The following is a 26334-nucleotide window of genomic DNA, read 5'->3' on the forward strand; positions in this document are numbered from 1 at the left end:
GAAAAGAACCTCCTGGAATGGCGCCCGGACCGCAAGCCATGTAAGGCGTGCCGATCCGGACGGCGTTTTCTTCCATTGTGGAGGTTCCCGCTGTAAAAATCAAGAATTATGCCGACAGAAAACGATACTGCGCTTCGATTAATCCATTGTACGTGCCGCCGTGTCGCATCAATTCGTCGTGCGTACCCTGCTCCACGATGCGGCCGTGGTCGAGCACGACGATCCGGTCGGCGCCTCGAATGGTCGACAGCCGGTGCGCGACGATGAACGACGTGCGGCCTGCGAGCAGCTTTTTGAGCGCCTCCTGGATCTTCAGCTCGGTCTCGGTATCGATGCTCGCCGTCGCCTCGTCAAGAATGAGAATACGCGGATCGGCCAGCAGCGCCCGCGCGAACGACAGCAGCTGGCGCTGTCCCATCGACAGCACGTTGCCTCGTTCCTGCACCTCCGTGTCGTACCCGTCCGGCAGGCTCATAATGAAATCATGGGCGTCCACCGCTCTCGCCGCTTCCAAAACTTCCGCGTCCGTCGCGTCCAGGCGGCCGAATCGGATGTTGTCCCGAATGGTGCCCGAGAAAATAAACGTATCCTGCAGCACGACGCCGACTTGCGAGCGCAGGCTTTCGATCGTGACGCCGCGAATGTCCGTGCCGTCGATTTTGACCGCGCCTTCAACCGGATCGTAGAATCGGGACAACAGGTTCATGATCGTGCTCTTGCCCGAGCCGGTATGACCGACGAGCGCGATCGTCTGCCCGGCTTTCACTTCGAGCGTGATGCCTTTCAGCGCGGGTCGCCCCTTCTCGTATTCGAACACCAAATTCTCGAAGGAGACGTCGCCCCGAATCGTCGCCAGCTTGCGCGCGCCCGGCAGCTCGCCGACGGTCGGCTTCTCGTCGATATACTCGAATATCCGCTCGGAGGAGGCCATCGCGATCAGCAGCTGCGCGTACATTTGGCCGAGCCGGTTGATCGGATCCCAGAAGTTGCCGATGTAGTTGGCGAAGCCGACCAGCACGCCGACCGTGATCGCGCCCGTCTGAATGAGATGGGAACCATACCAGAATAAGATGAGCGTGCCAACCGCGGAGGTAATCTCGATTACCGGTCCGAACGCTTGGTTGAGCGCGGACGCCTTGTTCCACGCTTTGATGTTGATGCTATTGATATGGTTGAAGAACGCGAAGTTCGCCTTCTCCTGCGTATACGCCTGCGTCACGCGCATCCCTTGGATCGATTCGTTCAAGTGGGAGTTGATCCGGGATTGCTTCATCCGAACATCCTGCCAGGCGAACCGGATGCGTTTGCGCAGCGACGTGGAGACGATGAACATGAGCGGCACCGTAATCATAATGGCCAGCCCCAGCTTGAAGTTCCACACGAGGAGAATGACGACGATGCCGAGCAGCTGCACGCAGTCCATTAACAGGTTAACGACGCCGTTGGTGAACAGATCTTGCAGCGAGTTAACGTCGTTGGTCACCCGCACGAGCACGGAGCCCGCCGGCCGCTTATCGAAGAACCGGAATGACAGCCTCTGGATATGTCGGAACAAATCCTGGCGAAGGTCGTAAATGACCCGCTGCCCGATAATATTCGTATACTTGATGCGGAGCGTGTTCGCCCCCCACTGGATGACATACAACGCAAGCATGATGCCGGCGTACAAATACAGCTTCTGCATGCTCGGCTCGCCAACCTCCGGCGCGATCGCTTCGTCGATCGCCACGATAATCAATGCCGGAATGGCCAGCCGCGTGGCCGTGCCGAGCACCATCATGACGAGCACGAGCGGCAGCATCTGCTTCGCGTATGGTTTCATATAACGGAATAATCGCGTGATTTGCGACCAGTTAAACGGTTTCTCGATCGCATCGTCGTCTTTGTAAATAAAACGTTCTCGATTGTCCGACCTTGCGGACTCTTCGCGCGAATTCACGGCGCAACCTCCTTCCGGCTGTCCAAACCGGCGTTCCGGTCGGGTCTATCCGCATATTGAATGTTGTACGTATCCTGATAAGGTCCAGGTATCCGGCTTAGCTCCTCGTGTTTGCCGCGCTGCACGATTTCCCCGCCTTGCAGGACGAGAATTTCGTCGGCATGCCGTAGCGACGATATCCGGTGCGCGATGATGAACGTCGTTCGCCCTGCCATCACTTCCTGGAAGCCCGCTTGAATTTCGTGTTCAGTCTCCATGTCGACCGCGCTCGTCGCATCGTCCAAGATGAGAATACGCGGATTTTTGATCAACGCGCGGGCGATCGCGATCCGCTGCTTCTGTCCGCCGGACAACCCCATGCCTCGCTCGCCGACGATCGTGCCATAGCCTTCCGGCAGCTCCATGATGAAATCATGGGCTTTGGCGAGCTTCGCCGCGCGGATAATATCGTCCATCGTGACTTCTTTCACGCCATAGGCGATATTGTCGCGAATCGAGCAGGAGAAGAGGAACGTTTCTTGAAATACCGTTGCGATCTGCGAACGCAAGCTCTCTAGCTCGAGATTGCGGATGTCCATCCCATCGATAGAGATCGTACCTTCTTGCGTGTTGTACGCCCGCATCAACAGTTGAATGATCGTCGATTTACCCGAGCCGGTGCCTCCAAGCAAGCCGATGACCGAGCCCGCCGGCGCGTTGATCTCGATGTTGCGCACGGCCGGCGTTTTGTCCGCGTAATGAAACGTGACGTTCTCGAACCGGACATGCCCCTTCAACTTATTATCGCCGAGCACGATCGCCGCTTCCGCGTCTTTGACGTGAACGTAGTGGTTGAACAGCTCGATCAGCCGCTCGCCCGACGCTTTGGACTGCGTATAGTTGTTAATGTGGAAGCCCAATCCCCACATCGGGCCGATAATGTACCAGATCATGCTAAAGAACGCGACCAGCTCGCCGAGGGTTAACGAGCCTTGTATGACCATTCGACCGCCAAGCACGAGCAGAATGACGACGCACAAGCTGGCTAGCAGCTCCATAATCGGGAAATACCGTCCCCACAAATTCGATGCGCCGATCTGATTTTGCTTGTACGCTTCGCTGCGGACCGAGAACTTGTCGATCTCGTGCGATTCGCGCGCGAACGACTTGACGGTGCGCACGCCGGTAATGTTCTCCTGCACCGCCGTCGTCAGGTTGCTCATCGCCTGCCGCATTTCGCGGAAAGCCGGGTGAATCAGCTTCTCGAACCGCAGCGCGGTCAGCGCGAGCAGCGGAATCGTAACCATCGTCATGAGGGTCAACTGCCAGCTGATCGACATCATCATCGCCGCGCCGAAGCCGACCATGAGGAACATGTTCAGAATTTGGGCGAAACCGAAGCCGATGAAATTGCGGATGGCTTCGAGATCCGCCGTCAAGCGGGACATGAGATCACCCGTGCGAGCCGTGTCGTAGTATTGGAAAGACAACGTTTGCAGCTTCTCGTACGAAGCGTTTCGCAGCCGGAAGGCGACGCGGTTACCGAGCCGACCGCCGAAGAAGCCATGCAGAAATTGAAGACACCCTTTCAGGAAGACCACGCCGACGACGGTCAGCGATAACGCCGGCACCATCTCGAATTGCTGCGGTCTAATGACATCGTCGATTAAAATCCGGAGCATGTTCGGGTAAACCAACCCGAGCGCGGTCGCGCATATCAAGCACGCAATCGAAGCCATCAAACTTTTGCGCTCCGCCCAGTAATACGGTTTCAATCGCCTAAAAACGTCCAACTTCTCTCCCACTCCCCACAGCCGTTATTATGAATATGAGTGAATCTTAACAGCATCATTCCGGCAGGGCAAACAACGAACAAACGCGAATAAATGGCAAAATCCGCTTCCTTCCCCATCCTGCGCGCGAGGGAGGGGGTATTCTTCGATATCGTCTTAAATCATATCCAACATGCCCGCATTGCTCCGTTTTTGCACATTCATCCCCGGTTTTTGCACGATTCCATCACACCTATTTTTGGTGTGCCGCGCTGCGTGTTTCCTTGAAATAAAAAAAGAGCTTTCGCGAGCGGCATCTTGCCGCCCGCGAAAGCTCTGTCGTGCTAATTCGATGAAGAAAGTGCGGCTAGCGAATCACTGAGCGACCGCAGACGGGTCACGTCGGCGTCACCGCTCAGGGAATGCAGCTTGCCTTGAACGAACGCGTTAATGTCGCTTCGCGTCAGATGGCTGCTGCCTTCGGTCGCTTGCTGCCACAGCTCCCGATAACGCATCGCCCACGCGTCCTCGACCTCTTGGAACCAACGCGCAAGCGGAGCGGCAATCTCCGCTTCAAGCGCCTTGCGAAGCTGCGCTTTGCCTTCGCCTTCGAAGAACTGACGAGGCGATTTGAATCGGCTCCAGAGCCATTTGCCCGTCACCGTATCCGCCTCCCATTCCCGAGGCTCTTCCGGCGTCGGCGGCGCGAGCGGCTTGTAGGCCGAAGACGCATAGCCTTCAAGCAGCTTCGCAATCTCCTCGGCCGTATCGCCGTGTCGTTTGGCGGCCAGACGGTTCAAGGCGTTATCGAGCCGCAAGCTCGTCGCCTGCAGCTCCTGCGACAGCTCGATCTGTAGCAATCGGGCAAGCTCCAGCCAGGAGGTCCAGATCGCTTTCTTCAAGTCGCGCCCATCGTCCTGCAGACTGCTCGGATTGAAGGCGTAATTGAAGTGGTCGCCGAAGCGCAAGCCAAGACGCTGCTGCACGTAGAACAACAGCTCGCGCAGCTCCTGCTCCAATTGCGGGTTCAACTCGCGATCCGACACGGCGTCCGAGAATCGGATCGCCTCGGCGGCGCGGCTCTCGATCCGATTCCGCTCCGCTTCGCGCGAAGCCGCGTCTCCCTGCGCCGAACGGAGCCACTGTTCGATGGTGCCTTTCGCCCTGCGGATCTCTTCTTCCGCCGACTCGATCGCCAGCTTGCCCAAGTCGCCTCTGGCGAAAGAAAGGAACGACTGCTCGAACGCGGCAAGGCCGGATTTGGCCAGCAGCCGCTCGCTGCCCGTCTGTTTCCCTTCCAAGGCCAGCAGGCTGGATACCGGGAACATACGCGGGAATCGTATGCCGTGCTGCTGCAGATTGCGCTCGACATGCGAGAGCACGCCCTGCAGTTCTTCGTCGCTCGCGGCCAGATCCGCCGCGTTGACGAGGAAGAACATTTTGTCCAGCTCGAATTGATCCTTCACGCGACCCAGCTGCAGCAAAAACTGGCGATCCGCCTGCGAGAACGCATGATTATAGTACGTCACGAACAAGATCGCGTCCGCGTTCTTGATGTAGTTGAACGCCACGCCCGTATGTCGGGCATTAACGGAATCCGCGCCGGGCGTATCCACGAGCACGATCCCTTGGGCCGTAAGCGAATTGGCATGATGCAGTACGATTTCGCTCACGAAGCATGACCGCGATTCTTCCGCCACGTATTTGCGGTATAACTCGTTGTCGACGGCCAGTTTCGTGCCGAGCAGGGCCTCATGTTCCTGCCAACCGCGGGCCGCCGCCTTGAGAAAGCTGTAATGCGGCCGTCCACCGGCGTGCACCGCGTCCGGCGACAACTTGCCGATGGCCTGAAGGATGGCTCTCTCGTCGAGACCATCCGCCGTCTCGCCGAGCAGCTTCAGCGAATAGAGCAAGTCGCCGACCATCGCCGACCGATCCTTCATGACGACCATCGCGGTGCCGTGCGGACGCTCTTCGGTTGGCGGCACGATCCGGTTGACCGCGGCCGTCGTCGGATTCGGGGACACCGGCAGCACGGCATCGCCCAGCAAGCCGTTGGCGAGCGAGGATTTGCCCGCGCTGAACGCGCCGAACAACGCGATGGTGAATTGACTGCTGGTCAGACGCTCCGCCTTCTCCCGCATGGTCGCGACCGAGCCGGCCAGCGCAGCATGCGGAGCGAGCAAATCCGCGGCGGCTTTCAGCCGCTTCGCCGCTTCGCGCTGAGGACCGAGCGCATCTGACTCCTCGATATGCGCCGTCCAAGGCTTATTCGGCGTAAGCGGCGAATCTTTCTCTACCGCGTTGTCGGTAAACGAGACGGCCGTGTTCTCTTGCCCTTGGCTTGGCTCAACGGACGTTAGCTGCTTCTCCGCCGTCTTCAGCGGGATCGGCATCGTAGGACGCGACGGTGCTTCGGGCAGCATCGCGCTAAGCTCCGCTTGGTGCTCGTTCTCCCGTCTCGCCAAAGCCGACAAGGCTTCCAGCGCCGACGCCTGGCCGGACAAGTCTCGCAACCGCTCGCGCAATGGCAGCGCCTCGGATTCGCCGGTCTCCGCGGCTCTGGCGGCGAGATCGTCGACCCAAGGCAAAATCAGCCTGCGATATTCCGCCTTAACGTCAGACGCCAATTCACGGCTATAATTCATCGTATATTCGCCGCTGAACACGGCCCCTTGCTGAATAAGCCCGATTAAGCGCTCCGGCTTCACCTCGACATGAAGCGATTGCTCCAGCCGTTCTTCAAGCGTCGCGTCGCGCCAACCCAGCGCATCGGCCGACCTGCGCATCAAGTCTTTCAAATGCCATTCGATGTTCGCCTCGACCTTCGCGGCGAAATCGTCGCGAAACGCGGCAAGACGCCGTTCCTGCTCGGCCGCGGTCTTGGCACCCGCGAATAGAAGTCCCATCTTGAAGCCCGGCTTGCGGCTCTCGAGGAACGATTGCGCCAAATCCCTGGTCGCAGCCGGCATGACGATCGCGTTGTCCAGCAAGCTTTGCGCCTCACCGAGCAGCTTCGAGCGGTACATGTCCTGCTGCTCCCCGATATCGGCCAATCGACCATTAAGCTCTTCGATCTCGGCTTTGACTTGGGCCGATTCTTCTTCCCCGCCAGCCGATTCCAAGAGCGCTTCGCGCTCGGAAGCATGCTGCTCGGCGACCCACTGCGCATGCGCGCGCAGCAGATGGGCCGCCGAATCGTGCACGCTGCAGAGCGATAGGTCGCGGCGCATCGGCGCGAGCTCCGCGAGTAACCTCTCCAGCTTCTCCCACTCGGAGTGCGGATGATCCGGATGGCGAAGCGATAAATAAATGATGCCGCTCGGCTCCAGATGCCAGTTGGCGAACCCTTCCTCGACGCTCTGCCGGTACGCCGCGAACGACAACTCGCGGTCACGGTGCTTATCGATTTGATTCACGATTAAATAAAGCGGCTTTCCCCATTCTTTCAGCTGCTTCGCAAACGTGAAGTTTATCTCGGACATGACATGGTTGTAATCCATGACATAGAACACGACGTCCGCCATATGAAGCGCGGACTCCGTCGCCATCCGATGAGCGTCGTCGGTCGAATCGATGCCCGGCGTATCCAACAGCACCGTATGTTCGCCAATACGCGGGATCGGGTAGGATAGCGCGATCGACTTTACCGCCTCGCCATCCTTGCAGTAAGCATCCAGCAGTTCCAGCGGCGCCTCAACCGTCTCCGTAATCCCGTCCTTCACGCGTTCGATAACCGCTTTCGGTTCGCCGCTCGCGATTGTGACGACGTTCGCGCTCGTCGGAATCGGACTCGAAGGCAGCAAATTCGCGCCGCAAATCCTGTTCACGAGGGTCGATTTGCCTGCCGAGAAATGCCCGCAGAACGCGATGGCCAGCTTGCCGTCCGTTAATTTGCCATCCAGGTCCCGCAGCTTCCCCGCATGCTGCGAATCGCCCGCCTCGGCCATTCGCTCAGCTACCTGCTCAAGCGCGGCGCTCATGGAACCGACGTCCGGCTGAGCAACTTGATTGCTCATTTCTCTCTCTCCCTATCCATGCCTTCAGTTGCCCGCTTTGGGCCTTAGCTGCAGATTAAGCCGACTCTTCAGCCGACGGAAGACAAATTTCAAACACGTCGCCGTGCTGCAAAATGGTTACGTTGCGCTCTTTCTCTCGCATAACGACGACTTCGGGCTTCACCCGCATACGTTCAATATATTGCTCCGGTACTTCTCCTGCTCCTGATACCGTCACGCCTTCGATCACTTTCTCTTCGTTCTCGGCCGGCGGCGCCTCCATAATCTCTTCGTAAATATCGGAGAACAAGCCAAAATCTTTCGTGTAAACGGAAATGCATTTCATCGTATACTCATCCTTTACTTGTTAATTTCTTCTTTTTGCTATCAGGTTTGCCTGTCGCGGCGTTCTTCATCCGCTGTTTGCCTTCTTTGCAGACTTCCAGCAGCGGACAAACGGGGCATGCCGGATTTTGCGCCTTGCAGTGGTACCGTCCGAAAAAAATAAGACGATGGTGGGTCTCCGTCCAAAGTTCCCGGGGAACCAGCTTCATCAGCTTCTTCTCGACTTCCAGCACGGAATCATCGGCTTTGGCGATACCTAGCCGTTTGGACACGCGCTCGACATGCGTATCCACCGCGATCGCGGGTACGCCGAAAGCGTTGGATACGACCACATTGGCCGTTTTGCGTCCCACGCCGGGAAGCTTCGTCAGCTCCTCGTGCTCGCGCGGAATTTCGCCGCCGTAATCCTCAAGGAGCAATCGGGACAATTTCTGAATGTTGGCTGCCTTATTCCGGAACAGACCGATCCGGCGAATATCGCCTTCCAACTCTTCCAAGGGTACCGATAAATAATCTTCCGGCGTACGGTACTTCTGAAACAGTGTCGCCGTTACTTTGTTCACCGTCTCGTCGGTACATTGCGCCGAGAGCAATACGGCTATCGTGAGCTCGAACGGGTTGCTGTGATGAAGCTCGCAGTGGGCATCCGGAAACATATCGCCCACCACACGCAAAACACGATTCATTTTTTCCTTTGCGTTCAAGCAGCTCTCTCTCCCCACAATTGGGCTATCGTTTCAAAGTGTAGCGAATAATGTCACAATGCGCAACTGAAAAGAACGCTTACATCGTGATATTTCATAAAAAAAGCCGTTCCGCCACAAAGACGAAACAGCTTTTGGGTAAACGCTATGAAACCTTGACAATTTCAAGCACTTTTCCTTGGTAGACGTAGATTACGAGCTTGTTGTCCGCGGCGAGCGCGGAGAGCGCGATTGCGGCATCGCCTTGCGTCACTTTCGTCGAAGATGTAACCGCGAACGTATAATTGGTATCCGACAACGAAGCCAGTCTCACGTACAGCGTTCCCGTAACCGCGTCATATCGGTCAAACGTCTTGTTCAGTCCCGTCAATGCCGTGATAAGGAGCGCGCCGCTTGCACCTTTGCGGACTTCTACGCGATCGCCAACGGCGAGTACCGACGCGCTGGCGGACGTCGTGCCGTTCTTCACGACGCTATAACCGCTCGTGAGCGTTTCCGTGCTAACCGAGCCGTTGTAGTCGATATAAGTGATTTTGTCGGCGGCGACGCCGGTAACTCTGCCTACTTTAACCGAAACGAGCTGAGCGGACGAAGGCGTCGTGCCTACGTAGGTCAAGTTGACAATTTTGCCGGCGGCGAACGCGCTCAAGCTCACGTTCTCGCCAGATTCGCCCAACAGTTTGATGGCCGCGGTGGAAACTTCGGTCGTCGTTCCGTCGCTGCCTTTGATCGTCAACTTCTTCCCGGAATCCGAGGTCGAGACGACTTCGGCTTGGAGCTGTTTATGCAACCGAATGGAAAGGAACTGATTCTGATCGGTGTTCAACAAGCCCGTTACCGTATCGCCGACTTTAATGTCTGCGAGGGTAGCGTTATACTTCCCTTGCATCTCGACGGTATCGTAGATGATTGGAAGCGTTAGCGACGAGTTATTGCCAAGATCTAGCTTAATTTGCCTTGTCGTCGTGTTGACGGAGAGCACTTTGCCCGAATATTGCGTGACGAACTGGACGAATACGGCTTTATCGTTCACGTAGCCGACCGACACCTTGCGGTTCTTGACCAACATCGTCTTGGCCGCCGTAAGCGGGATCGTGCTGTCATTAGTCGTGACGCGGGTTGTATCGGTCAAATAGACGGACAAGAGGGCATTGGTAACGGCATCTCGCACTTGCAACGCGTTGATGTCCGCGTCGAAGCTCAAAATCGTCGCGCCGTTCATGACCTTGACGGACCGGTTAATCGCCTTGATCGACGTTACTTTCTGTTGGCCGTTTAACGTTAGTTGGATCTGGTCGTCCTTCTGAAGGTCCGCCAGCGTGGCGCCCGAAAGCCCGTCGATGAGGACTTCCACGTTGTCGGCAACGTATTTCGCTTCCAGAACGCCGTTACGGGTATAGTTGATCGTCATGGTCGAAGCATCGGCCTTCACGAAGTTGCCGGTCACGGTAAGCGCGGACGTTTGCTGAACCGTGATTTTCGTCGCTTTGCTGTTCTTCACTTCCACCGAAACCGTGTCGCCGTTTTTAATACCGGCTAACCCCTCGGCCAGCACCGTCCCTTGCCAAAGAATGATCGCGTCGGGAGCGACGCTGTAGGTCGACGAAGCATCCGTAGCCGGATCCACGATCGTAATGGAAGTATTCGCTGCGGACGCGCCGCTGACGATGCCTTCGATCGTTTTGTTGACCGGAGCCGATTCCACTTCGATCGCAAGCGTCTGCTGCGCCGCGCGGAACTTATCCCGGGTGACGACGACCTTACTGTCTTTGGCCAAGCTGGATATCGCGATCGCGCTTCCGCTGCCATCCTTCACGACCGTCTTGGCATCATACGTGACTTTGACAGGTTCATCGTTGACCCAAATCCACACGGTATTCGATGCCGGGAGCACACGGTCGACAACCCCCGAAACTTTCTCCACCTGCTGCGTATCGTCCAATTGCTCCAAATAAAGCACGTTATTATTGCTATCCGCGATAACCAGGTAATTCGTGTATAAGACCAGTTTGTCCAACGAAGATAGCTGTTCGGAATCATGACGGTAAATGAGCGTATTCGCCGTCAATTTGTAAGACTTCTCGCTCCCGCCTTCATAAAAGGTAATGCCGTCTTTGGTCAACGTCGTGGCTATGCCGCCGGCTTGTCCCGCATACTTGACTGCAAACTTCGCTTCCGCGCGGCTGAAGATCGTGGCGATCGAAGCACGGGTAATGAAACCCTTCGGATCGAATTTCTCCGCCGTAATCCCTTTAATGAGCTGTAGCTCGACGCCCGCATTCACATATCCGACGTAATCGGCACCGATCTTCGCGCTATCCTGGAAGCTGGAGGCGGCGGAGGCCAGGCTTTCCGCCTTCTTTTGCTCATTGATCGCTTTGACGATCAGTTTGGTTACCCACTCGCGCGAAGCTTTGGTAGAGCCCCATGCCGTATCCGGGTTGTCCTCCGCCAGTTTGAATTCCTCGTCGCGATCAAGCAACCCGAGTTCGAACGCTTTCGTCACGTACGGCTTAAAGTATGTACTCACCTCGAACCCGGATGCGAACACGACGGCGCTGTCCGGATCGACTTCGGATTCTTTCCCGATGAATCGAATCGCCATGACGACCGCTTCCTGATGCGTGATGTTGTCGTTCGGTTTGAACTGGCCGTTAATGCCTTTGACGATGCCTTGGGACGCGAGTTTGGCGATATGCTTCGCGGCCCAGTGCTTGGCGGTTACGTCGGAGAAACCTGCGGTCGCGGCCGTTTGTGCGGTGGTGGAAGCCGCAGCCTCCACCTTGTTTACCGTGCCTGTCCATGCGCTTGTCGTCAATAACGAGAACGCGGCTGCCGCCGTGATGGTCCGCGTCGTCCATTTGGTCTGTCTCTTCATGCCTGCATGCTCCTCTTTATGGTTTTACGATCGGATGATCCAGCATTTCGTGTCCCATTAGGCTGTCGGCCTTCTCGCCGTCGATCAGAATATCGATAGCGTCCACGTCGTCGAACTGAAACAACGTTTTGGTCAAAGACTCGATCGCCAACGCCTCGCCCGGCGCGCCGAATCGCGCTTCGTCCGGAAGATGAATATCCAGCGTGACTGCTTGTCCATCGACCGCTATGCTTAGCAGCTCGGCATGCTTCCAAAGCGATACCTCGCCGTTATCCCCATCCTGCTGCAACGCTTTGAACGCCGCCTCGACCTTGGACTTGCTATCGTTCGCCGGCAATACAAGCTCGCGGGTCCGCTCGCTTAGTCCCGTTTGCTCCTCGTCCGTGAAATAGACGTTCACCGGCGTTTTCGTCTCCTCAATGGCATCTTGCGGTGCCTCTTCGCCGACATTAGCCTTATCTGGCAGCGGCTGATCTGCTTCTTGCTCTTGGGGCTGCGCGGGTTGTTGTTCGTTGGTCGCTTGCTCGTTGCCCGCGGCGGTAACCGCGTCAGGCTCGGAACCAACGTCGCTCCTCGCTCCGCATGCCGCAAGCAGCATCGAAGCGGCAAGCATGGTGCAAAGCAGGTAGCTGGCGCCCATTCGACGTTTCATTCAAGCCCTCCTAGTTTAATTTCAAATATTCCTTAATCCCAGAGACGATTTCCGCGGCAAGTTGGTTTTGCTTCGCGTCGGTAAACAGCACCGACGTGTCGTTCTTGTTGGACAGATAACCGCATTCGAGCAGAACGGCCGGCATCGTCGTATATTTAATGACCCGGAAATTCGCCGTCCTGACCTTGCGGTCCTTCAATCCCGTTCCCTTCACGAGGTGCTTGTGCATGATATCCGCGAAGGCTTTGCTGTTCGCCCGCGTATAATAGGTTTCTACCCCTGATACGCTCGAGGATGCCGCGCGATTCGCGTGAATGGAAATAAACAAATCCGCTTTCGCGTCGTTCGCGATTTTCACCCGACCGTCGAGTTCGACGAACGTATCGGTAGAGCGCGTCATTATGCCTTGAATTCTCGTTTCTTTATCCAACAGCGCCATTACCTTCTTCGCAACGGCAAAGTTGAATTCCTTCTCGTACTTGCCGATGACGCTCGGCGCGCCGGGGTCCTTGCCGCCGTGTCCGGCGTCGATAACGACTTTATAGATGCCTGTGCTTGGATCGGGGTTCGCCGTCGGCGGCGGCGTAATCTCGCCCGGAATCGGGTCTAATACGCGTACGACGATTGCGCCCGGTTCTCGAAGAACCTCATAATTAGTGGCGGACGCCACGTCCAACACGACTCTTATCGTAGATGGCTTGTCCGAAAACAAGGAGAAACGAATCTTTTGCAACGAAACATGCGTATCGACAGTAATTTCGCCGGTTTGAGATACCAAATTCGTAAACGGCGTCGCGAAACCAGCATCAAAGGCGGTATTCGGCAGGTCGAAGACGATTCGTTCCGGACTATGAAGCAGCGTCGTTTTCATCTCGCCCATCGTCCCGTCATAAGGCAAGTACACGCTGTTGATGCCGTCAAAATCGATCGCCTTGAGCAGCGCGTTTACTTGCATGCCTTCTTCATCGCCACCGTTCTCGCCGTTCGACGCATTCCCTCCGGGATTTAAAGAGCCGCTATCGGTCTGCCCTGAACCATCCGATGCATTGCCCCCATCCGCTGAGCTTCCCGAATCGTTGCCCGCATTCGTATCGCTGCTCTGATACAGATGAACGGACTGCGCCTGTTGGTCCCACTCTACGCCGAGCCCTAGATTCTGACTGACGAACCGCAGCGGTACGAACGTCGTGTTCGACTCCGCGAACGGAGCGGAATCCAATTCAATCTCTTGGTCGTTCACGACAGCCGTGCTGCTGCCCAAGGTCAACACGATCTTGGACGCGCCGTTCCCAACCTGGACGGTCGGACTTATCCAATCCACCTGAAATCCGATTCCTTCCGAAACGACCCTAAGCGGCACCATGGTGAGCTGATTGACAACCTTAGGGGCAACGGACGACTGCAGTTCGATGCCGTTCAGGTACAATTTGGGTAAAACCGCCGCTGCGGCACCGCGTGCGCCCACGCCCGATACTAACGAAAAGATTAGCGACAACAGCATGACAGCGGATACTAACTTCTTCATCTTTCACCTCGATGACTGATTTTGGGCTTCGCGAGCAGCGTAAATATAAGAAGCGAACGCGGCGCATCCGCTTTACGGGCATGAGTGCTTGCTCGCGAAGACAATGGACTTCGACGAAAACAATCCGACATTCCGACACTTCTAGACGAATACATAGACGCATTTTGTCATAAAAAGTTGCGTATGAACAGGAAGTTTTGTCCTAATGCGCCCCGCATCTTTTTGCCTCTAAGCCGATTACGTTTCAATAGAAATAGCCCCCGCGGCTTGGCAGGGGCTATCGATCATATTAAGCGTTAGAATGCGACGCGGCTAGCTTCGTACGCGGAGATTTTGTCTTCGTGCTGTAGCGTCAGGCCGATGTCGTCCAAGCCTTGAAGCAGGAACTGACGGCGGTGCTCATCCAGATCGAACTGGATTTCAAGTCCGTAATTGTCGCTCAGCTTCTTGTTCTCGAGGTCTACGTTCAACTCGTAGCCTTCGTTATTTTGCGTGCGCTGGAACAGTTCTTCGACTTGTTCTTCGCTCAGACGGATTGGCAGGATGCCATTCTTGAAGCAGTTGTTATAGAAAATATCGGCATAAGAAGGCGCGATGACGACGCGGAAGCCATAGTCCAGAATTGCCCAGGGCGCGTGCTCGCGGGAGGAACCGCAGCCGAAGTTAGCGCGGGATAGCAGCACGGACGAGCCTTGGTATCTCGGCTGATTCAGGCTGAACTCAGGGATCACGTTGCCTTTCTCGTCCCAACGCCATTCGAAGAACAAGAATTGGCCGAATCCGCTGCGCTCGATGCGCTTCAGGAATTGTTTCGGAATGATTGCATCTGTATCGACGTTAACACGGTCTACGGGAGCAACGATACCCGTCAGTTGAGTGAAAGCTTGCATAGTTTGGTAACTCCTCTCGATTCCGTCTCGGGCTTAGTTGAATACTTCGGATTTGATGTTCCAGTCGCGCACGTCCGTGAATTTGCCCGTGACGGCTGCCGCAACGGCCATTGCCGGCGAGACGAGGTGCGTACGGCCTCCGCGTCCTTGACGGCCTTCGAAGTTACGATTGGACGTCGATGCGCAGCGTTGTCCCGGTTGAAGAACGTCCGGATTCATCGCCAAACACATCGAGCAGCCCGCGTCGCGCCATTCGAACCCGGCTTCCGTGAAGATTTTGTCCAAACCTTCCTTCTCGGCCTGGATTTTAACCCGGCCTGAACCCGGCACGACGATCGCGGTTACTTTGTCGCTGACTTTGTAGCCTCTCGCGATTTCGGCCGCGGCGCGAAGATCTTCGATCCGACCGTTCGTGCAGGAACCGATGAAGACGTAATCGACTTCGATCTCGCTCATTGGCGTGCCTGGCGTCAGCCCCATATATTCAAGCGCCTTCTCGGCTGCTTTGCGGTCATTCTCGGTTGGCAGATCCGCCGGATTCGGTACGGAAGACGTAATGTCCGTGCCCATGCCCGGGGAAGTGCCCCATGTTACTTGCGGAATCAAGGAATCCACGTCGAAATCAACCACCGTGTCGTAGCTTGCGCCTTCGTCCGTCGTCAGCTGGCTCCATACGGCAACCGCTTGGTCGAACGCTTCTCCTTGCGGTGCGTACTCGCGGCCGCGGAGGTATTCGTAAGTCGTCGCGTCCGGGGCGATCAGACCGGCGCGAGCGCCGCCTTCGATCGACATGTTACAAACCGTCATGCGCTCTTCCATGGAGAGCGAACGGATCGCTTCGCCCGTGTATTCGATAACGTATCCGGTCGCGAAGTCCGTGCCGTATTGAGCGATAACGCCCAGGATAAGGTCTTTCGCGGTAACGCCCGGTTTACGGCTGCCAGTGAAGCGAACTTCCATCGTCTTCGGCTTCGCCTGCTGCAGACATTGGGTTGCCATTACGTGCTCGACTTCGCTAGTTCCGATGCCGAATGCCAGCGCGCCGAATGCGCCGTGCGTAGACGTATGGCTGTCGCCGCAAACGATTGTTTTGCCCGGGTGCGTAAGACCCAGTTCAGGCCCCATTACGTGCACGACGCCTTGGTCGATGCTATCAAGGTCGTAAAGCGTGACGCCGAAATCTTTGCAGTTCTGCGTCAGCGTATCGATCTGCTGCTTGGAGATCGGATCGGTAATATTATAACGGTCCTTCGTCGGTACGTTGTGGTCCATCGTCGCGAAAGTCAGTTCGGGACGGCGCACTTGGCGGCCGGACATCCGAAGCCCTTCGAACGCTTGCGGCGAAGTAACCTCGTGCACCAGGTGCAAGTCAATGTAAAGAATGCTTGGCTTGCCGGCTTCGGAATGAATGACGTGGTTGTCCCAAATCTTCTCAAACAATGTTCTCTTCGTCATCGATAATCACCTCATAAGTTCGTTAAATCGCTCTGTCGATCTGATGAAGTCATCATAGCATTTCCTTCTTCATTGATCTAAGATATAATATCTATAACGGTAATAGATTCAACCTATCAAGTCGTAACGGCTGCGCCGCCATTTACGGCGCGGCGCGTTACGTTCCGGAGATGTACAAGATGACTTGTATGTATGCAACATATAAATGCTTGTATTTGAACAATCCGACATCGCAAATTCGCAAGGGGTGCCGCCAACGATGGAATTTCGCCAGCTCCAGTACGTCATTCAAATCGCCAAAGAAAAAAACTTCTCCCGCGCCGCGGAGAAGCTTCATATCGCGCAGCCCTCTCTGAGCCAGCAGCTGTCCAAGCTGGAGAAAGAGATCGGCGTCCTGCTGTTTCGCCGCACGACGAACTCCGTCGAGCTGACCCATGCCGGATCCGTATTCGTCGATAAGGCGCAGACGATTTTGGATAGCATCGAACAGCTGAAGCAGGAACTCGACGATCTATCGCACATGCGCAAAGGCAAGCTCGTCGTCGGCTGTCTGCCGATGACGGGCTCGCATGTGCTTCCTCTCGTCCTTCCGGTATTCGCCAAGAAATACCCCGATATCGAAATCGTGCTCGTCGAAGACACGTCCTCCCGCCTCGAACAGCTTACCGCCAGCGGTCAAACCGACCTTAGCTTACTGTCGCTGCCGGTGGATCCGTCGCTCTCGTACGAGACGATCATCGAGGAAGAGATTATTCTGGCCGTGCCGCCCGGTCACCGACTCGCCGATCGCAGCACGCCGGTTCGGCTACGCGAGCTGACGGATGAGCCTTTCGTCGTGCTGAAACAAGGACAAGGCTTCCGGCAAATCACGCTCGACCTTTGCCAGCAGGGCGGATTTGAGCCGCGCATCGTATTCGAGAGCACGAATATCGAGACGGTACAGTCGCTCGTCGCCACCGGGATGGGCATCGCGTTCGTCCCGAAAATGATGACGCGGGTCAAATGGAGCGAATATACGCCGGTTTACCTCTCCCTCGGCATCCCCGCCCCATCCCGAACGCTCGTCATGGCTAGCCGCAAGGGACGATATTTGTCCAAGGCTTCCGAAGCTTTCATTCATACGATGAAGACTACGTTAGAAGAACACTTCGGCTCTTGAACAACCCGGCAACATTATCGTTAATAAAGCGTAGGTCTGCGATCCTCGAACACCGGAATGCGTCCCCGCACTTCGTTCACGAGTCCCAGGTCGATCTCCGCGCGGATTATCGTCTCCGTCTCGCCGGCTTCGGCCACGATTTCGCCCCACGGGTCGATAATCAAAGAATGGCCGAAGAAGCTCGTTTCCCCGCTCGTTCCGCATCTGTTGCAGGCGATGACATACATTTGGTTCTCGATGGCTCGGGCGAGCAGCAGCGTCCGCCAATGGTGAAGCCGCGGGTTCGGCCACTGCGCCGGAACGAACAGCACCTTGGCGCCGGAGAGCGCCAGTTTGCGCGCCAGCTCAGGGAAACGGATATCGTAGCAAATCATCATGCCGGCTTTCTCTCCCGCAACGTCCAGCGTCCCGATCGCGTTGCCCGCGCTCAGATGCTTTTCTTCCTCCATTAAACGGAAGAGGTGGATTTTCGAGTAGTCGGCCTGCACTTCTCCCTTATTGTCAAAAACGTAGATCGTGTTGAATACGCCGCCGTCTTCCCTCTTCTCCGCTACCGAACCGCCGACGATCTGCACGCCATGCTTGCGGCTGAATGCCGAAAGCATGGCTTTCGTCCGTTCTCCGTTTATGTCGGCGATCTGCTCGATTCGATCGAGCGCATAGCCCGTGTTCCACATTTCGGGAAAAACGATCACGTCCGGCTTGTCTGGAGCGTTAACCGCTTGTTCGAGAAGCTCGGCCAGCTTCCGGTAATTCTCGTCCGGATTACCCGCCTCCACGTGCATCTGCAGCAGCGCAAGGCGCAATCTTGGGGTCGTCATTATGCAAAACTCCCTTGCTCTTCATTGGTTTTCCCTAATGATACCTTCTCATGGTTCACTGTCAAGATGGGTACCGTAATAGCGCAATCACTTTACTTTACGAAGGAGAATGATCATGCCGCTTAAAGTAAGATGGTCCACGATTGTCGCGTTGTGCGCGGCGCTGCTGCTGCTTCCGTCCGTGACGCAGGCTTCCGCATTGGAAGAAGCCGGAGCCCCCGTCCGTCCCGTTCAAGTATTCGACGTCGCAGCCGGCAAGGTCGTCAAATCGGTTCCGAACAGCCCCGAGTACCAACAAATCGCCAAGACGTGGATCAAAGAAGCCAAAGAACTTGCTCCTCAGCTTCAACCCGACGAGAAGTGCGGCTACGTATTCCGTATACCGCTTGATCACCCGGCCGTTATTAAAGCGTCCGGCATCACCGTGCAGGCTACCGACGTCTTCTTGTTCTACTGTCCGGAAAAGCCTAAGCTGCTGCTCGTATTCGACGAGAACCGCAAGCCGTTCTTATTCCAATTGAACGTGGACGTAAAGCCGTTCTTGAATAAAGTCGGCCTATAAAAAGCAATGCCGAACGTCTTATCATCTCTCTTCACTCCGCGTTAATCCGAGCTATCGACACGGATTTGGAATCATGTTAAAGTATGTGTAGCTTTCGGGACAGTTAGCATGTGAGCGAAATGGAGTGAAGAGAATGAATAAGACGCAACCTTTACATACGCGTATTCAACCCGCCGATCGCATGACGGGTTTGCCGGCGCAATTTTTCGCGGGTTTGGTCCGCAAAGCCAACGCTCAAGCCGCCAAAGGACGGGATGTCATTAACTTGGGGCAAGGCAATCCCGATCAACCGACTCCGGCTCATATCGTTGCCAAGCTTCAGGAAGAAGCGCCGAACCCGGCTTTCCATAAATATCCGCCGTTCAGCGGTTTTGCTTTTCTGAAAGAAGCGGTTGCCAAACGGTACAAAGAAGATTATAACGTCGATCTGGATCCGGAAACGGAAGTGGCGATTCTGTTCGGCGGCAAGACCGGACTAATCGAAATCAGCCAATGCTTGCTGAACCCTGGAGACGTCGCGCTCGTGCCTGATCCCGGCTATCCGGATTATTGGTCCGGCGTTGCCCTTGCAGGCGGACGTATGGAATACATGCCGCTTAAAGCAGATCACGCATTCCTGCCGGATTACTCCGCCGTATCGCCGGACGTCGCGGACCAAGCGAAACTCATGTTCATCAACTATCCGAACAATCCGACCGGCGCCGTTGCGGACAGTTCGTTCTACGCCGACACCGTCGGGTTCGCAGCCAAGCATAATATTGTCGTCGCCAGCGATTTCGCATATGGCGCGCTCGGTTTCGACGGCAATCAGCCGGTCAGCTTCCTCCAAACGCCGGGCGCCAAAGAAGTCGGCGTCGAATTCTATACGCTCTCGAAAACTTATAACATGGCGGGCTGGCGCGTCGGATTCGCGCTGGGCAACAAAGAAGTAGTCGGTTTGATCAACTTGATCCAGGATCATTACTACTGCAGTTTGTTCGGCGGAATTCAGGCTGCCGCGGCGGAAGCGTTGACAGGCCCGCAAGATTGCGTCGCGCAGCTTCGTCAAACGTACGAAAACCGTCGCAATGCGCTGTTCGGCGAGCTTGACGAGATCGGCTGGCAAGCGAACAAGCCAGGGGGCTCCTTCTTCTGTTGGCTTCCCGTGCCCAAAGGCCATACCTCGGCCTCGTTCTCCGATCTTGTCCTGGAACAAGCCGACGTCGTCGTCGCGCCGGGAATCGGATTCGGCACCCATGGCGAAGGTTATGTCCGATTAGGCTTGCTCGCTTCCGAAGAGCGGTTAATCGAAGCCGCGAACCGCATCGGGCGCCTTGGACTTTTCCGTTAATCCCGCTCCGCCGAGCCTTTACAGGTTCGCGAGGAGCATGATATGCTATGCACAATTGAACACATCAACGTGATGATGGGGCCAAGTACACGAGCATCCGCCGCGCACAGAGAGTAAATTCATGAGCTGAGAGAATTTATCGCGGTAGGCGTGGAAACCCACCCTTGAACTTCCGGTGACGAGCCGGACAGCGCCTGCTGTTATCAGGTATTAAGATGGGTAGCCGTGCGCATTTTGCTTGTGCTATCAACAAAGGTGGTACCGCGGAAGTCACACTTTCGTCCTTTATACAAGTAAAGGATGAAAGTGTGTTTTTTTATTTTCCCCGTTTCATACGGCGGAACAAGATTATCGACTTGGAAAGGAATCGGGCGTATGACGGAACGTACAGTTGTCAAAATCGGAAGCAGTTCGCTCACTTCCGACGAAGGGGGCATCAACCGGGAGCGCATCCGCTTCTTCTCGGATGAACTAGCTTCCTTGCATCGCATGGGACAGCAAGTGCTGCTCGTCACCTCCGGCGCGGTTGCCGCAGGATTCAAGAGCATCGGCTATGCGGCAAGACCGAAGCTGCTGCACGAGAAACAAGCCGCCGCCGCAGTCGGCCAGGCGCTGCTCATGCAAGCCTATCAGGAAGCGTTCTCCGCGCACGGGATCGGCGTCGCGCAAATTTTGCTGACGCGCGCGGACTTCTCCAACCGCTCTCGGATCGGAAACGCGCAGAAAACCATCGAAGAGCTGCTGCGGCAGCGAATGATCCCCATTATTAACGAGAACGATACCGTGGCCACGGATGAGCTTAAATTCGGCGACAACGATACCCTCTCGTCGCTGGTCGGCAATCTGCTCAAAGCGGACCGCCTTCTTATTCTAACCGATACGGACGGCGTCTATATGGAGGATCCCCGGAAAAATCCGAACGCGGCGCGAATCGAACGAGTCGATCAAATTTCGGAAGAAATCATGCGCATTGCCGGCGGCTCCGGTTCTTCCGTTGGCACGGGCGGCATGCGCTCCAAAATCGAAGCGGCCCGGATCGCGATGCGCGGCGGCGTTCCGGCCTTCATCGGACGGGTAAAGGATAGCGGCGATCTGATGGCAGCCGCGCAAGGGACCGGCAAAGGGACGTACTTCGCCGCCAATCTCCATACGCTTCCGGTCAAGAAGCAATGGTTGGGCTTTCATTCCGCCACGCAAGGACGCATCGTCGTGGACGAAGGGGCCGAATCCGCCCTGACCGAGCGGGGCAAGAGCCTCCTACCGGCCGGGATTCGCGCCATCGACGGCGAGTTCCACCCGGGCGATGTCGTCGAGGTCGTCAATCTCGCGCAGCGCACGATTGGCCGCGGGGTCGTCAATTATACGTCTTGGCAAGTGCAGGCCGCCATGGGACTTGGAACCGACGAAGTCAAACGGCGGATCGACGTCGCCCGGATCGAAGTCATTCACCGGGATGAATGGATCACGTTGAAATAGTCGCATTGGATAGTTGATATATGGGGAGAAACAAGGAGGAACGAGAGAGATGAGCGAAGCTAGAATAAAATCCGCGCTTGCCCAGCAAGCTAGCAAATCCTTAATAGCGTTGACGACGGAACAAAAGAACGAAGCGCTCCTGCTCATGGCCGATGCGCTTGTAACTGAACAAGCTTCTATTCTGGCGGCTAACGCCGCCGACTTGGAACGAGGTCGCCAGAACGGTACCGGCGAATCGCTGCTGGACCGGATCGCGCTAACCGAAAGCCGAATCGCCGGCATTGCGGAAGGGTTGCGGCAAATCGTAGAGCTGCCCGATCCGGTCGGGCTCGTTCAAGAGTCGTTCGACCGGCCGAACGGCCTGCGCATCGAGAAGATCTCGGTGCCGCTGGGCGTCATTGGCATTATATATGAAGCTAGACCGAACGTTACCGTCGACGCGGCCGGATTGTGTCTGAAGACGGGTAACGCCGTCGTCCTTCGCGGCGGATCGGCGGCGCTCTCTTCGAACAGCCGCATCGTCGAGGTGCTCCGGGAAGCGCTCTCCCAGTCCGCTCTGCCTGCAGAAGCGCTGCAGCTGATCGAGGACCCGAGCCGCGCATCGGTCGACGAGATGCTGAAGCTGAACGGCTTGCTGGACGTCATCATCCCGCGCGGAGGCGCATCGCTCATCCGCAACGTCGTCGAGAACGCAACCGTGCCCGTCATCGAGACCGGAGCCGGCATCTGTCATACTTATATCGATGAGAGCGCCATTCCTGCAATGGCTTCCGATATTGCCTTCAACGCCAAGGTACAGCGCCCTTCCGTCTGCAATTCCATGGAGACGCTCCTTGTCCACGAGCGGTTCGCGCGCGAACATTTGACAACCATCGCGGACCGGATGCGCGAAGCAAACGTTGAGCTGCGCGGATGCGAAGCTGCGAGAGCGTTTCTCCCTTACGTTAAGGCGGCGACGAATGAAGATTTCGCGACCGAATATAATGATTATATTTTGAACGTCAAAATCGTCGGCGGTCTTGATGAAGCCATTGATCATATCAGCGATTACGGCACCAAACATTCCGAATGCATCGTCACCGAAGACGCTGTTCATGCCGCCCGCTTCCTGCAGACGATCGACGCCGCGGCGGTGTACCACAACGCTTCGACGCGCTTCACGGACGGGTTCGAATTCGGCTTCGGGGCCGAGATCGGCATTAGCACCCAGAAGCTCCACGCGCGCGGACCGATGGGCCTGCCCGCTTTGACATCGACGAAGTATCGCGTTTACGGCAGCGGTCAAATCCGCGGATAATTTCTGGAGGTGCATTCGATATGTCCATACTTTCTTCTTCCGGCCAAGCGCCGGTCATCGGCTCGCTTCGTCTGTGCTTCTACGGCGCGGGCTCCATGGCGGAAGCCGTCGTCCGAGGACTCATTAATCAAGAGTTAGCCGAGCCTTCCCGCATCGCGATGTTCAACCGGAGCAACGCCGAACGGCTTGCCGAACTTCAATCCAAATACAACGTGCGCGTCTCCTCCGCCCCCGACGATCAGATCGGCATGCTGCGCGACGCGGACGTCATTTTCTTAACGATGAAACCGAAAGACGCCGCCGAAGCGCTGCGCAAGCTTGGCGACATCATGAAACCGAATCAGCTGCTCGTGTCCGTCGTAGCCGGATTGTCGCTGAACACGATGGAGCTTCTGCTTGGCCAAAAGATGCCGATTGTGCGCACGATGCCGAATACGTCCAGCACGATCGGACTCGGCGCTACGGGCGTCAGCTTCTCGGCGGCTTGCACCGAGTCGCACCGTCACATCGCGCTAACGATGTTCGAAGCCTTCGGCCTTACGACGGTCGTCGAAGAAGCAAAGCTGGATGCCGTGACGGGACTGTCCGGCAGCGGCCCTGCTTATATCTACTACATGATGGAAGCCATGATGCGCGCAGGCGAGGAACTGGGACTTAGCACCTCCGCTTCACGCGACTTGACGATTCAAACGGTACTTGGCGCCGCTCATATGGTAAAATCAACTGGGGAAACGCCCGCCGACTTGAGACGCAAGGTGACGTCACCGAACGGCACCACCCAAGCGGCCATCGAAACGATGAACCAGCATGAATTCACGGAAGGCGTCATTCGCGCCATTAAACGCGCCTCCGAGCGCGCGGCCGAAATGGGCGCCGAAATCGAAAGGAGCGCACTGCCATGAGCCATGGTAGCGTATGCGTCGCAACTTACCGATGCTACGACGATAAAGCGGATTTCAACAAAAAAGCGCTCGGAATCGCTGTCGGCCTGACGGTCGGCAGCTGGACCGATCTTCCCGAAGCCCGCAAAGCCGAAATGGAGAAACACCTGGGCAAAGTCATCTCGGTGACCGTGCACGAATCGGAAGGCGCCAAGCCGGGCGAACGTTACGCAGATCTGAAAATCGCCTATCCCGACGTCAACTTCAGCCGCGACATCCCGGCGCTGCTCGTAACGGCGTTCGGGAAGCTGTCGATGGATGGTCGGATTAAATTGCTCGACTTGGAGTTCTCGGAATCCTTCGCATCGGCATTCCCGGGTCCGAAATTCGGCCTTGCCGGCGTGCGCGAGCTGCTGGGCGTTCACGACCGTCCGCTTTTGATGAGCATTTTCAAGTCCGTGATCGGGCATGATCTCGAGGGCTTGCGCGAGCAATTCTACAAGCAGGCGCTTGGGGGCGTCGATCTGATCAAGGATGACGAGATCTTGTTCGAGAACCCGCTCACTCCGCTAGAGAAACGCGTGGAGACCTGCATGGCCGCAGCTCGTCTGGCAGAACAAGAAACCGGGCAAAAGCTGCTGTATGCCGTCAATCTTACCGGGCCGACTTCCCAGCTTGTCGCCAATGCCAAGCGCGCCGTCGCCGCAGGTGCCAACGCCCTGCTGTTTAACGTGCTTGCATACGGCTACGATGCGCTGCACATGCTGAGCAGCGATCCGGAGATCAACGTGCCGATCGCCGCGCACCCTTCGCTGGCCGGCGCCTTCTACCCTTCGCCGCATTATGGCATCGCGGCACCGCTGCTGCTCGGCAAACTGATGCGGCTCGCCGGCGCGGACCTCGTGCTTTTCCCGTCGCCATACGGCTCGGTCGTCATGCCGAAGGAGGAGAATTTGGCCGTACAAGCCGCGCTGATCAATCCCGCTCTTCCGGTTCGCGCCAGCATGCCGGTGCCGTCCGCGGGCATTCACCCTGGGCTCGTGCCGCTGATCCTCCGCGATTTCGGCAGAGACGTCGTCGTCAACGCCGGCGGCGGCATTCATGGACATCCGATGGGTACCGCGGCAGGCGGACAAGCTTTCCGTCAAGCCATCGCGGCGGCCGAGCAAGGCCTCTCTCTTCCGGAAGCGGCCAAGCAGACCGGCAACGAAGCGCTCCAAACCGCAATCGATTTATGGGGGTTTAAGGAATGACCAGTCAGCATGAACAGCCCGAAGCTTCACCAAGTAAGAAGCAAGTGATTTTCTGTGATTTCGACGGCACGATTACCGTTAACGACAATATCGTCGCCATCATCAAACATTTCAATCCCGAAGGCTGGGAACCGATCGTCGACGACATTATCGCGCAGCGCAAGTCGATTGCGGAAGGCGTGGGCGAACTATTCCGCTTGCTCCCGACATCCATGGAACGCGAAGTCGTCGATTATGCGATCAACAATGTCCGTATCCGCGATGGCTTCCAGGAGCTGCTCGATTACTGCGCGCGCAGCGGCACCGAGTTTTACGTGACGAGCGGCGGAATCGACTTTTTCGTATACCCGGTACTCGCGCGTTTCGGCATTCCCGCCGACCATATTTATTGCAACGGCAGCGACTTCGGCGGCGATCGCATCGAGATCACATGGCCGCATCCGTGCGATGAGCATTGCACGAACAACTGCGGCATGTGCAAAACGACGATCATGCGCAACTTCCCGCCCGAGACGCATACCCGTATTCTCATCGGCGACAGCGTGACGGATTTCGAAGGCGCCAAACTCGCCGACGTCGTCTTCTCGCGCTCGCACTTGACGACCAAATGCGAAGAACTGGGGCTTCCGCATACCGAGTATAACGACTTCCACGATATCGTGGCCGCCCTGCAGCAGAAGGAGGAAATTCGCCAATGAGCTTCGCAGCCATCACGCTTGAAGAGAAACAACGCGCATTAGCGGAACTAACCGAAGTGAAGCAGCTGTTCGCCAGCCGGGGATGGTTCCCGGGCACGAGCGGCAATCTGTCGGTGCGCGTCGGCGAGTTCGCCTCCGACGATTTCCAATTCGCCATTACGGCGAGCGGCAAGGACAAATCCAAATCGACGCCGGAGGACTTTCTGTTCGTCGACCAGAGCGGCCAGCCGTGCGAACGCACGAACCTGAAGCCGTCCGCCGAGACGTTGATCCATTGCGAGATCTATCGGATGACGGGCTGCGGCGCGATTTTCCACGTACATACCGTGTTCAACAACATCGTCTCGGAGCTGTTCTGGGACCGTAAGTCCATCCCGGTGGATGGCGTGGAACTCATCAAGGCATTCAACATCTGGGACGAGGACGCGCAAATCGAAATTCCGATCGTCTCCAACTTCGCGCACATCCCTTCGATCGTGCCGGAAGTCACCGATCGGCTCGACCCGCGCATTCCGGGCATCATGCTCCGCAAACACGGTATCTACGCCTGGGGCGCCAACGCCTTCGAAGCGAAGCGACATCTCGAAGCGTTCGAGTTTTTGTTTGAATATGTTTATCGGTGGGCATTGTTGAAGAAGGATTTATAACCTTCTTCAGCTATGACCATAGCATTGTTGCAAAATCGATAAGATATTTGCAACTATGACCCAACGCCAAAAA

Annotated in this window: 20 protein-coding genes; 9 read left to right on the forward strand and 11 right to left on the reverse strand. The window is 56.5% G+C overall.

Annotated features, from left to right (window positions below):
• Positions 1 to 106: 106 nt before the first annotated feature.
• The 10 genes from BCM02_RS21745 to leuC all read right to left on the reverse strand — a co-directional run bounded on the left by BCM02_RS21745 (position 107) and on the right by leuC (position 16137).
• Positions 107 to 1939 (reverse strand): ABC transporter ATP-binding protein, encoded by a 1833-nt coding sequence (locus BCM02_RS21745; RefSeq protein ID WP_148931236.1) that lies wholly within the window; start codon positions 1937 to 1939, stop codon positions 107 to 109.
• Entirely contained in the window at positions 1936 to 3711 is a 1776-nt protein-coding gene (locus BCM02_RS21750) for an ABC transporter ATP-binding protein (protein ID WP_148931237.1), read from the reverse strand. Before BCM02_RS21750 ends, BCM02_RS21745 begins: the two co-directional genes overlap by 4 nt.
• Positions 3712 to 4034: 323 nt before the next feature.
• Positions 4035 to 7709, reverse strand: coding sequence for a dynamin family protein (locus tag BCM02_RS21755; protein WP_148931238.1), 3675 nt, complete (start codon positions 7707 to 7709; stop codon positions 4035 to 4037).
• 55 nt (positions 7710 to 7764) lie between these two features.
• Positions 7765 to 8034, reverse strand: coding sequence for an NAD/NADP transhydrogenase alpha subunit (locus BCM02_RS21760; protein ID WP_148931239.1), 270 nt, complete (start codon positions 8032 to 8034; stop codon positions 7765 to 7767).
• A 7-nt stretch (positions 8035 to 8041) separates the two neighbouring features.
• Entirely contained in the window at positions 8042 to 8719 is a 678-nt protein-coding gene (gene nth, locus BCM02_RS21765; protein WP_148931363.1) for an endonuclease III, read from the reverse strand.
• A gap of 163 nt (positions 8720 to 8882) precedes the next feature.
• Positions 8883 to 11615: an S-layer homology domain-containing protein gene (locus BCM02_RS21770; RefSeq protein WP_148931240.1), complete on the reverse strand. Its 2733-nt coding sequence runs from the start codon at positions 11613 to 11615 to the stop codon at positions 8883 to 8885.
• Positions 11616 to 11631: 16 nt separating this feature from the next.
• Complete coding sequence (locus BCM02_RS21775; RefSeq protein WP_148931241.1) at positions 11632 to 12267, reverse strand: GerMN domain-containing protein; 636 nt, start codon at positions 12265 to 12267, stop codon at positions 11632 to 11634.
• A 10-nt stretch (positions 12268 to 12277) separates the two neighbouring features.
• A complete protein-coding gene (locus tag BCM02_RS21780) occupies positions 12278 to 13792 on the reverse strand; it encodes an N-acetylmuramoyl-L-alanine amidase (protein WP_148931242.1) in 1515 nt (504 codons plus the stop codon).
• 296 nt (positions 13793 to 14088) lie between these two features.
• Positions 14089 to 14682, reverse strand: coding sequence for a 3-isopropylmalate dehydratase small subunit (gene leuD, locus BCM02_RS21785; protein ID WP_148931243.1), 594 nt, complete (start codon positions 14680 to 14682; stop codon positions 14089 to 14091).
• A 33-nt stretch (positions 14683 to 14715) separates the two neighbouring features.
• Positions 14716 to 16137 carry a 3-isopropylmalate dehydratase large subunit gene (leuC, locus tag BCM02_RS21790; protein WP_148931244.1) on the reverse strand — a complete coding sequence of 474 codons (1422 nt, stop codon included), beginning with the start codon at positions 16135 to 16137 and terminating at the stop codon, positions 14716 to 14718.
• Between the two features lie 259 nt (positions 16138 to 16396).
• On the opposite strand from leuC, the gene BCM02_RS21795 reads away from it, so the two are divergent.
• Positions 16397 to 17296 (forward strand): LysR family transcriptional regulator, encoded by a 900-nt coding sequence (locus BCM02_RS21795; protein ID WP_148931245.1) that lies wholly within the window; start codon positions 16397 to 16399, stop codon positions 17294 to 17296.
• Positions 17297 to 17316: 20 nt separating this feature from the next.
• On the opposite strand, the gene BCM02_RS21800 is transcribed toward BCM02_RS21795, so the two are convergent.
• Positions 17317 to 18117 carry a carbon-nitrogen family hydrolase gene (locus BCM02_RS21800; protein ID WP_148931246.1) on the reverse strand — a complete coding sequence of 267 codons (801 nt, stop codon included), beginning with the start codon at positions 18115 to 18117 and terminating at the stop codon, positions 17317 to 17319.
• 115 nt (positions 18118 to 18232) lie between these two features.
• Between BCM02_RS21800 and BCM02_RS21805 the strand changes: the two genes are divergently transcribed.
• The 8 genes from BCM02_RS21805 to mtnB all read left to right on the forward strand — a co-directional run bounded on the left by BCM02_RS21805 (position 18233) and on the right by mtnB (position 26261).
• Entirely contained in the window at positions 18233 to 18679 is a 447-nt protein-coding gene (locus tag BCM02_RS21805) for a hypothetical protein (protein ID WP_148931247.1), read from the forward strand.
• 133 nt (positions 18680 to 18812) lie between these two features.
• Positions 18813 to 20009, forward strand: coding sequence for a pyridoxal phosphate-dependent aminotransferase (locus BCM02_RS21810; protein ID WP_148931248.1), 1197 nt, complete (start codon positions 18813 to 18815; stop codon positions 20007 to 20009).
• Between the two features lie 375 nt (positions 20010 to 20384).
• Positions 20385 to 21485 carry a glutamate 5-kinase gene (gene proB, locus BCM02_RS21815; protein WP_148931249.1) on the forward strand — a complete coding sequence of 367 codons (1101 nt, stop codon included), beginning with the start codon at positions 20385 to 20387 and terminating at the stop codon, positions 21483 to 21485.
• A 49-nt stretch (positions 21486 to 21534) separates the two neighbouring features.
• Positions 21535 to 22782 carry a glutamate-5-semialdehyde dehydrogenase gene (locus tag BCM02_RS21820; RefSeq protein WP_148931250.1) on the forward strand — a complete coding sequence of 416 codons (1248 nt, stop codon included), beginning with the start codon at positions 21535 to 21537 and terminating at the stop codon, positions 22780 to 22782.
• Between the two features lie 20 nt (positions 22783 to 22802).
• Positions 22803 to 23684, forward strand: a complete 882-nt coding sequence (proC, locus tag BCM02_RS21825) for a pyrroline-5-carboxylate reductase (protein WP_148931251.1) — start codon at positions 22803 to 22805, stop codon at positions 23682 to 23684.
• Complete coding sequence (locus BCM02_RS21830) at positions 23681 to 24916, forward strand: 2,3-diketo-5-methylthiopentyl-1-phosphate enolase (protein ID WP_148931252.1); 1236 nt, start codon at positions 23681 to 23683, stop codon at positions 24914 to 24916. Before proC ends, BCM02_RS21830 begins: the two co-directional genes overlap by 4 nt.
• On the forward strand, positions 24913 to 25614 hold the full coding sequence (locus BCM02_RS21835; RefSeq protein WP_148931253.1) for a 2-hydroxy-3-keto-5-methylthiopentenyl-1-phosphate phosphatase: 702 nt from the start codon (positions 24913 to 24915) through the stop codon (positions 25612 to 25614). Before BCM02_RS21830 ends, BCM02_RS21835 begins: the two co-directional genes overlap by 4 nt.
• Complete coding sequence (gene mtnB, locus BCM02_RS21840) at positions 25611 to 26261, forward strand: methylthioribulose 1-phosphate dehydratase (protein WP_148931254.1); 651 nt, start codon at positions 25611 to 25613, stop codon at positions 26259 to 26261. The genes BCM02_RS21835 and mtnB overlap by 4 nt, the downstream gene beginning before the upstream one ends.
• The last annotated feature ends 73 nt before the right edge of the window (positions 26262 to 26334 follow it).

Origin of the sequence: Paenibacillus methanolicus, assembly GCF_008124765.1 — a bacterium.
Classification (GTDB): domain Bacteria; phylum Bacillota; class Bacilli; order Paenibacillales; family Paenibacillaceae; genus Paenibacillus_Z; species Paenibacillus_Z methanolicus.

Coding starts and splice junctions, on each gene's coding strand:
- BCM02_RS21755 (WP_148931238.1), bottom strand. CDS start 7,709: ATGAGCAATCAAGTTGCTCAGCCGGACGTCGGTTCCATGAGCGCCGCG.
- BCM02_RS21760 (WP_148931239.1), bottom strand. CDS start 8,034: ATGAAATGCATTTCCGTTTACACGAAAGATTTTGGCTTGTTCTCCGAT.
- nth (WP_148931363.1), bottom strand. CDS start 8,719: ATGAATCGTGTTTTGCGTGTGGTGGGCGATATGTTTCCGGATGCCCAC.
- BCM02_RS21770 (WP_148931240.1), bottom strand. CDS start 11,615: ATGAAGAGACAGACCAAATGGACGACGCGGACCATCACGGCGGCAGCC.
- BCM02_RS21775 (WP_148931241.1), bottom strand. CDS start 12,267: ATGAAACGTCGAATGGGCGCCAGCTACCTGCTTTGCACCATGCTTGCC.
- BCM02_RS21780 (WP_148931242.1), bottom strand. CDS start 13,792: ATGAAGAAGTTAGTATCCGCTGTCATGCTGTTGTCGCTAATCTTTTCG.
- leuD (WP_148931243.1), bottom strand. CDS start 14,682: ATGCAAGCTTTCACTCAACTGACGGGTATCGTTGCTCCCGTAGACCGT.
- leuC (WP_148931244.1), bottom strand. CDS start 16,137: ATGACGAAGAGAACATTGTTTGAGAAGATTTGGGACAACCACGTCATT.
- BCM02_RS21795 (WP_148931245.1), top strand. CDS start 16,397: ATGGAATTTCGCCAGCTCCAGTACGTCATTCAAATCGCCAAAGAAAAA.
- BCM02_RS21800 (WP_148931246.1), bottom strand. CDS start 18,117: ATGACGACCCCAAGATTGCGCCTTGCGCTGCTGCAGATGCACGTGGAG.
- BCM02_RS21805 (WP_148931247.1), top strand. CDS start 18,233: ATGCCGCTTAAAGTAAGATGGTCCACGATTGTCGCGTTGTGCGCGGCG.
- BCM02_RS21810 (WP_148931248.1), top strand. CDS start 18,813: ATGAATAAGACGCAACCTTTACATACGCGTATTCAACCCGCCGATCGC.
- proB (WP_148931249.1), top strand. CDS start 20,385: ATGACGGAACGTACAGTTGTCAAAATCGGAAGCAGTTCGCTCACTTCC.
- BCM02_RS21820 (WP_148931250.1), top strand. CDS start 21,535: ATGAGCGAAGCTAGAATAAAATCCGCGCTTGCCCAGCAAGCTAGCAAA.
- proC (WP_148931251.1), top strand. CDS start 22,803: ATGTCCATACTTTCTTCTTCCGGCCAAGCGCCGGTCATCGGCTCGCTT.
- BCM02_RS21830 (WP_148931252.1), top strand. CDS start 23,681: ATGAGCCATGGTAGCGTATGCGTCGCAACTTACCGATGCTACGACGAT.
- BCM02_RS21835 (WP_148931253.1), top strand. CDS start 24,913: ATGACCAGTCAGCATGAACAGCCCGAAGCTTCACCAAGTAAGAAGCAA.
- mtnB (WP_148931254.1), top strand. CDS start 25,611: ATGAGCTTCGCAGCCATCACGCTTGAAGAGAAACAACGCGCATTAGCG.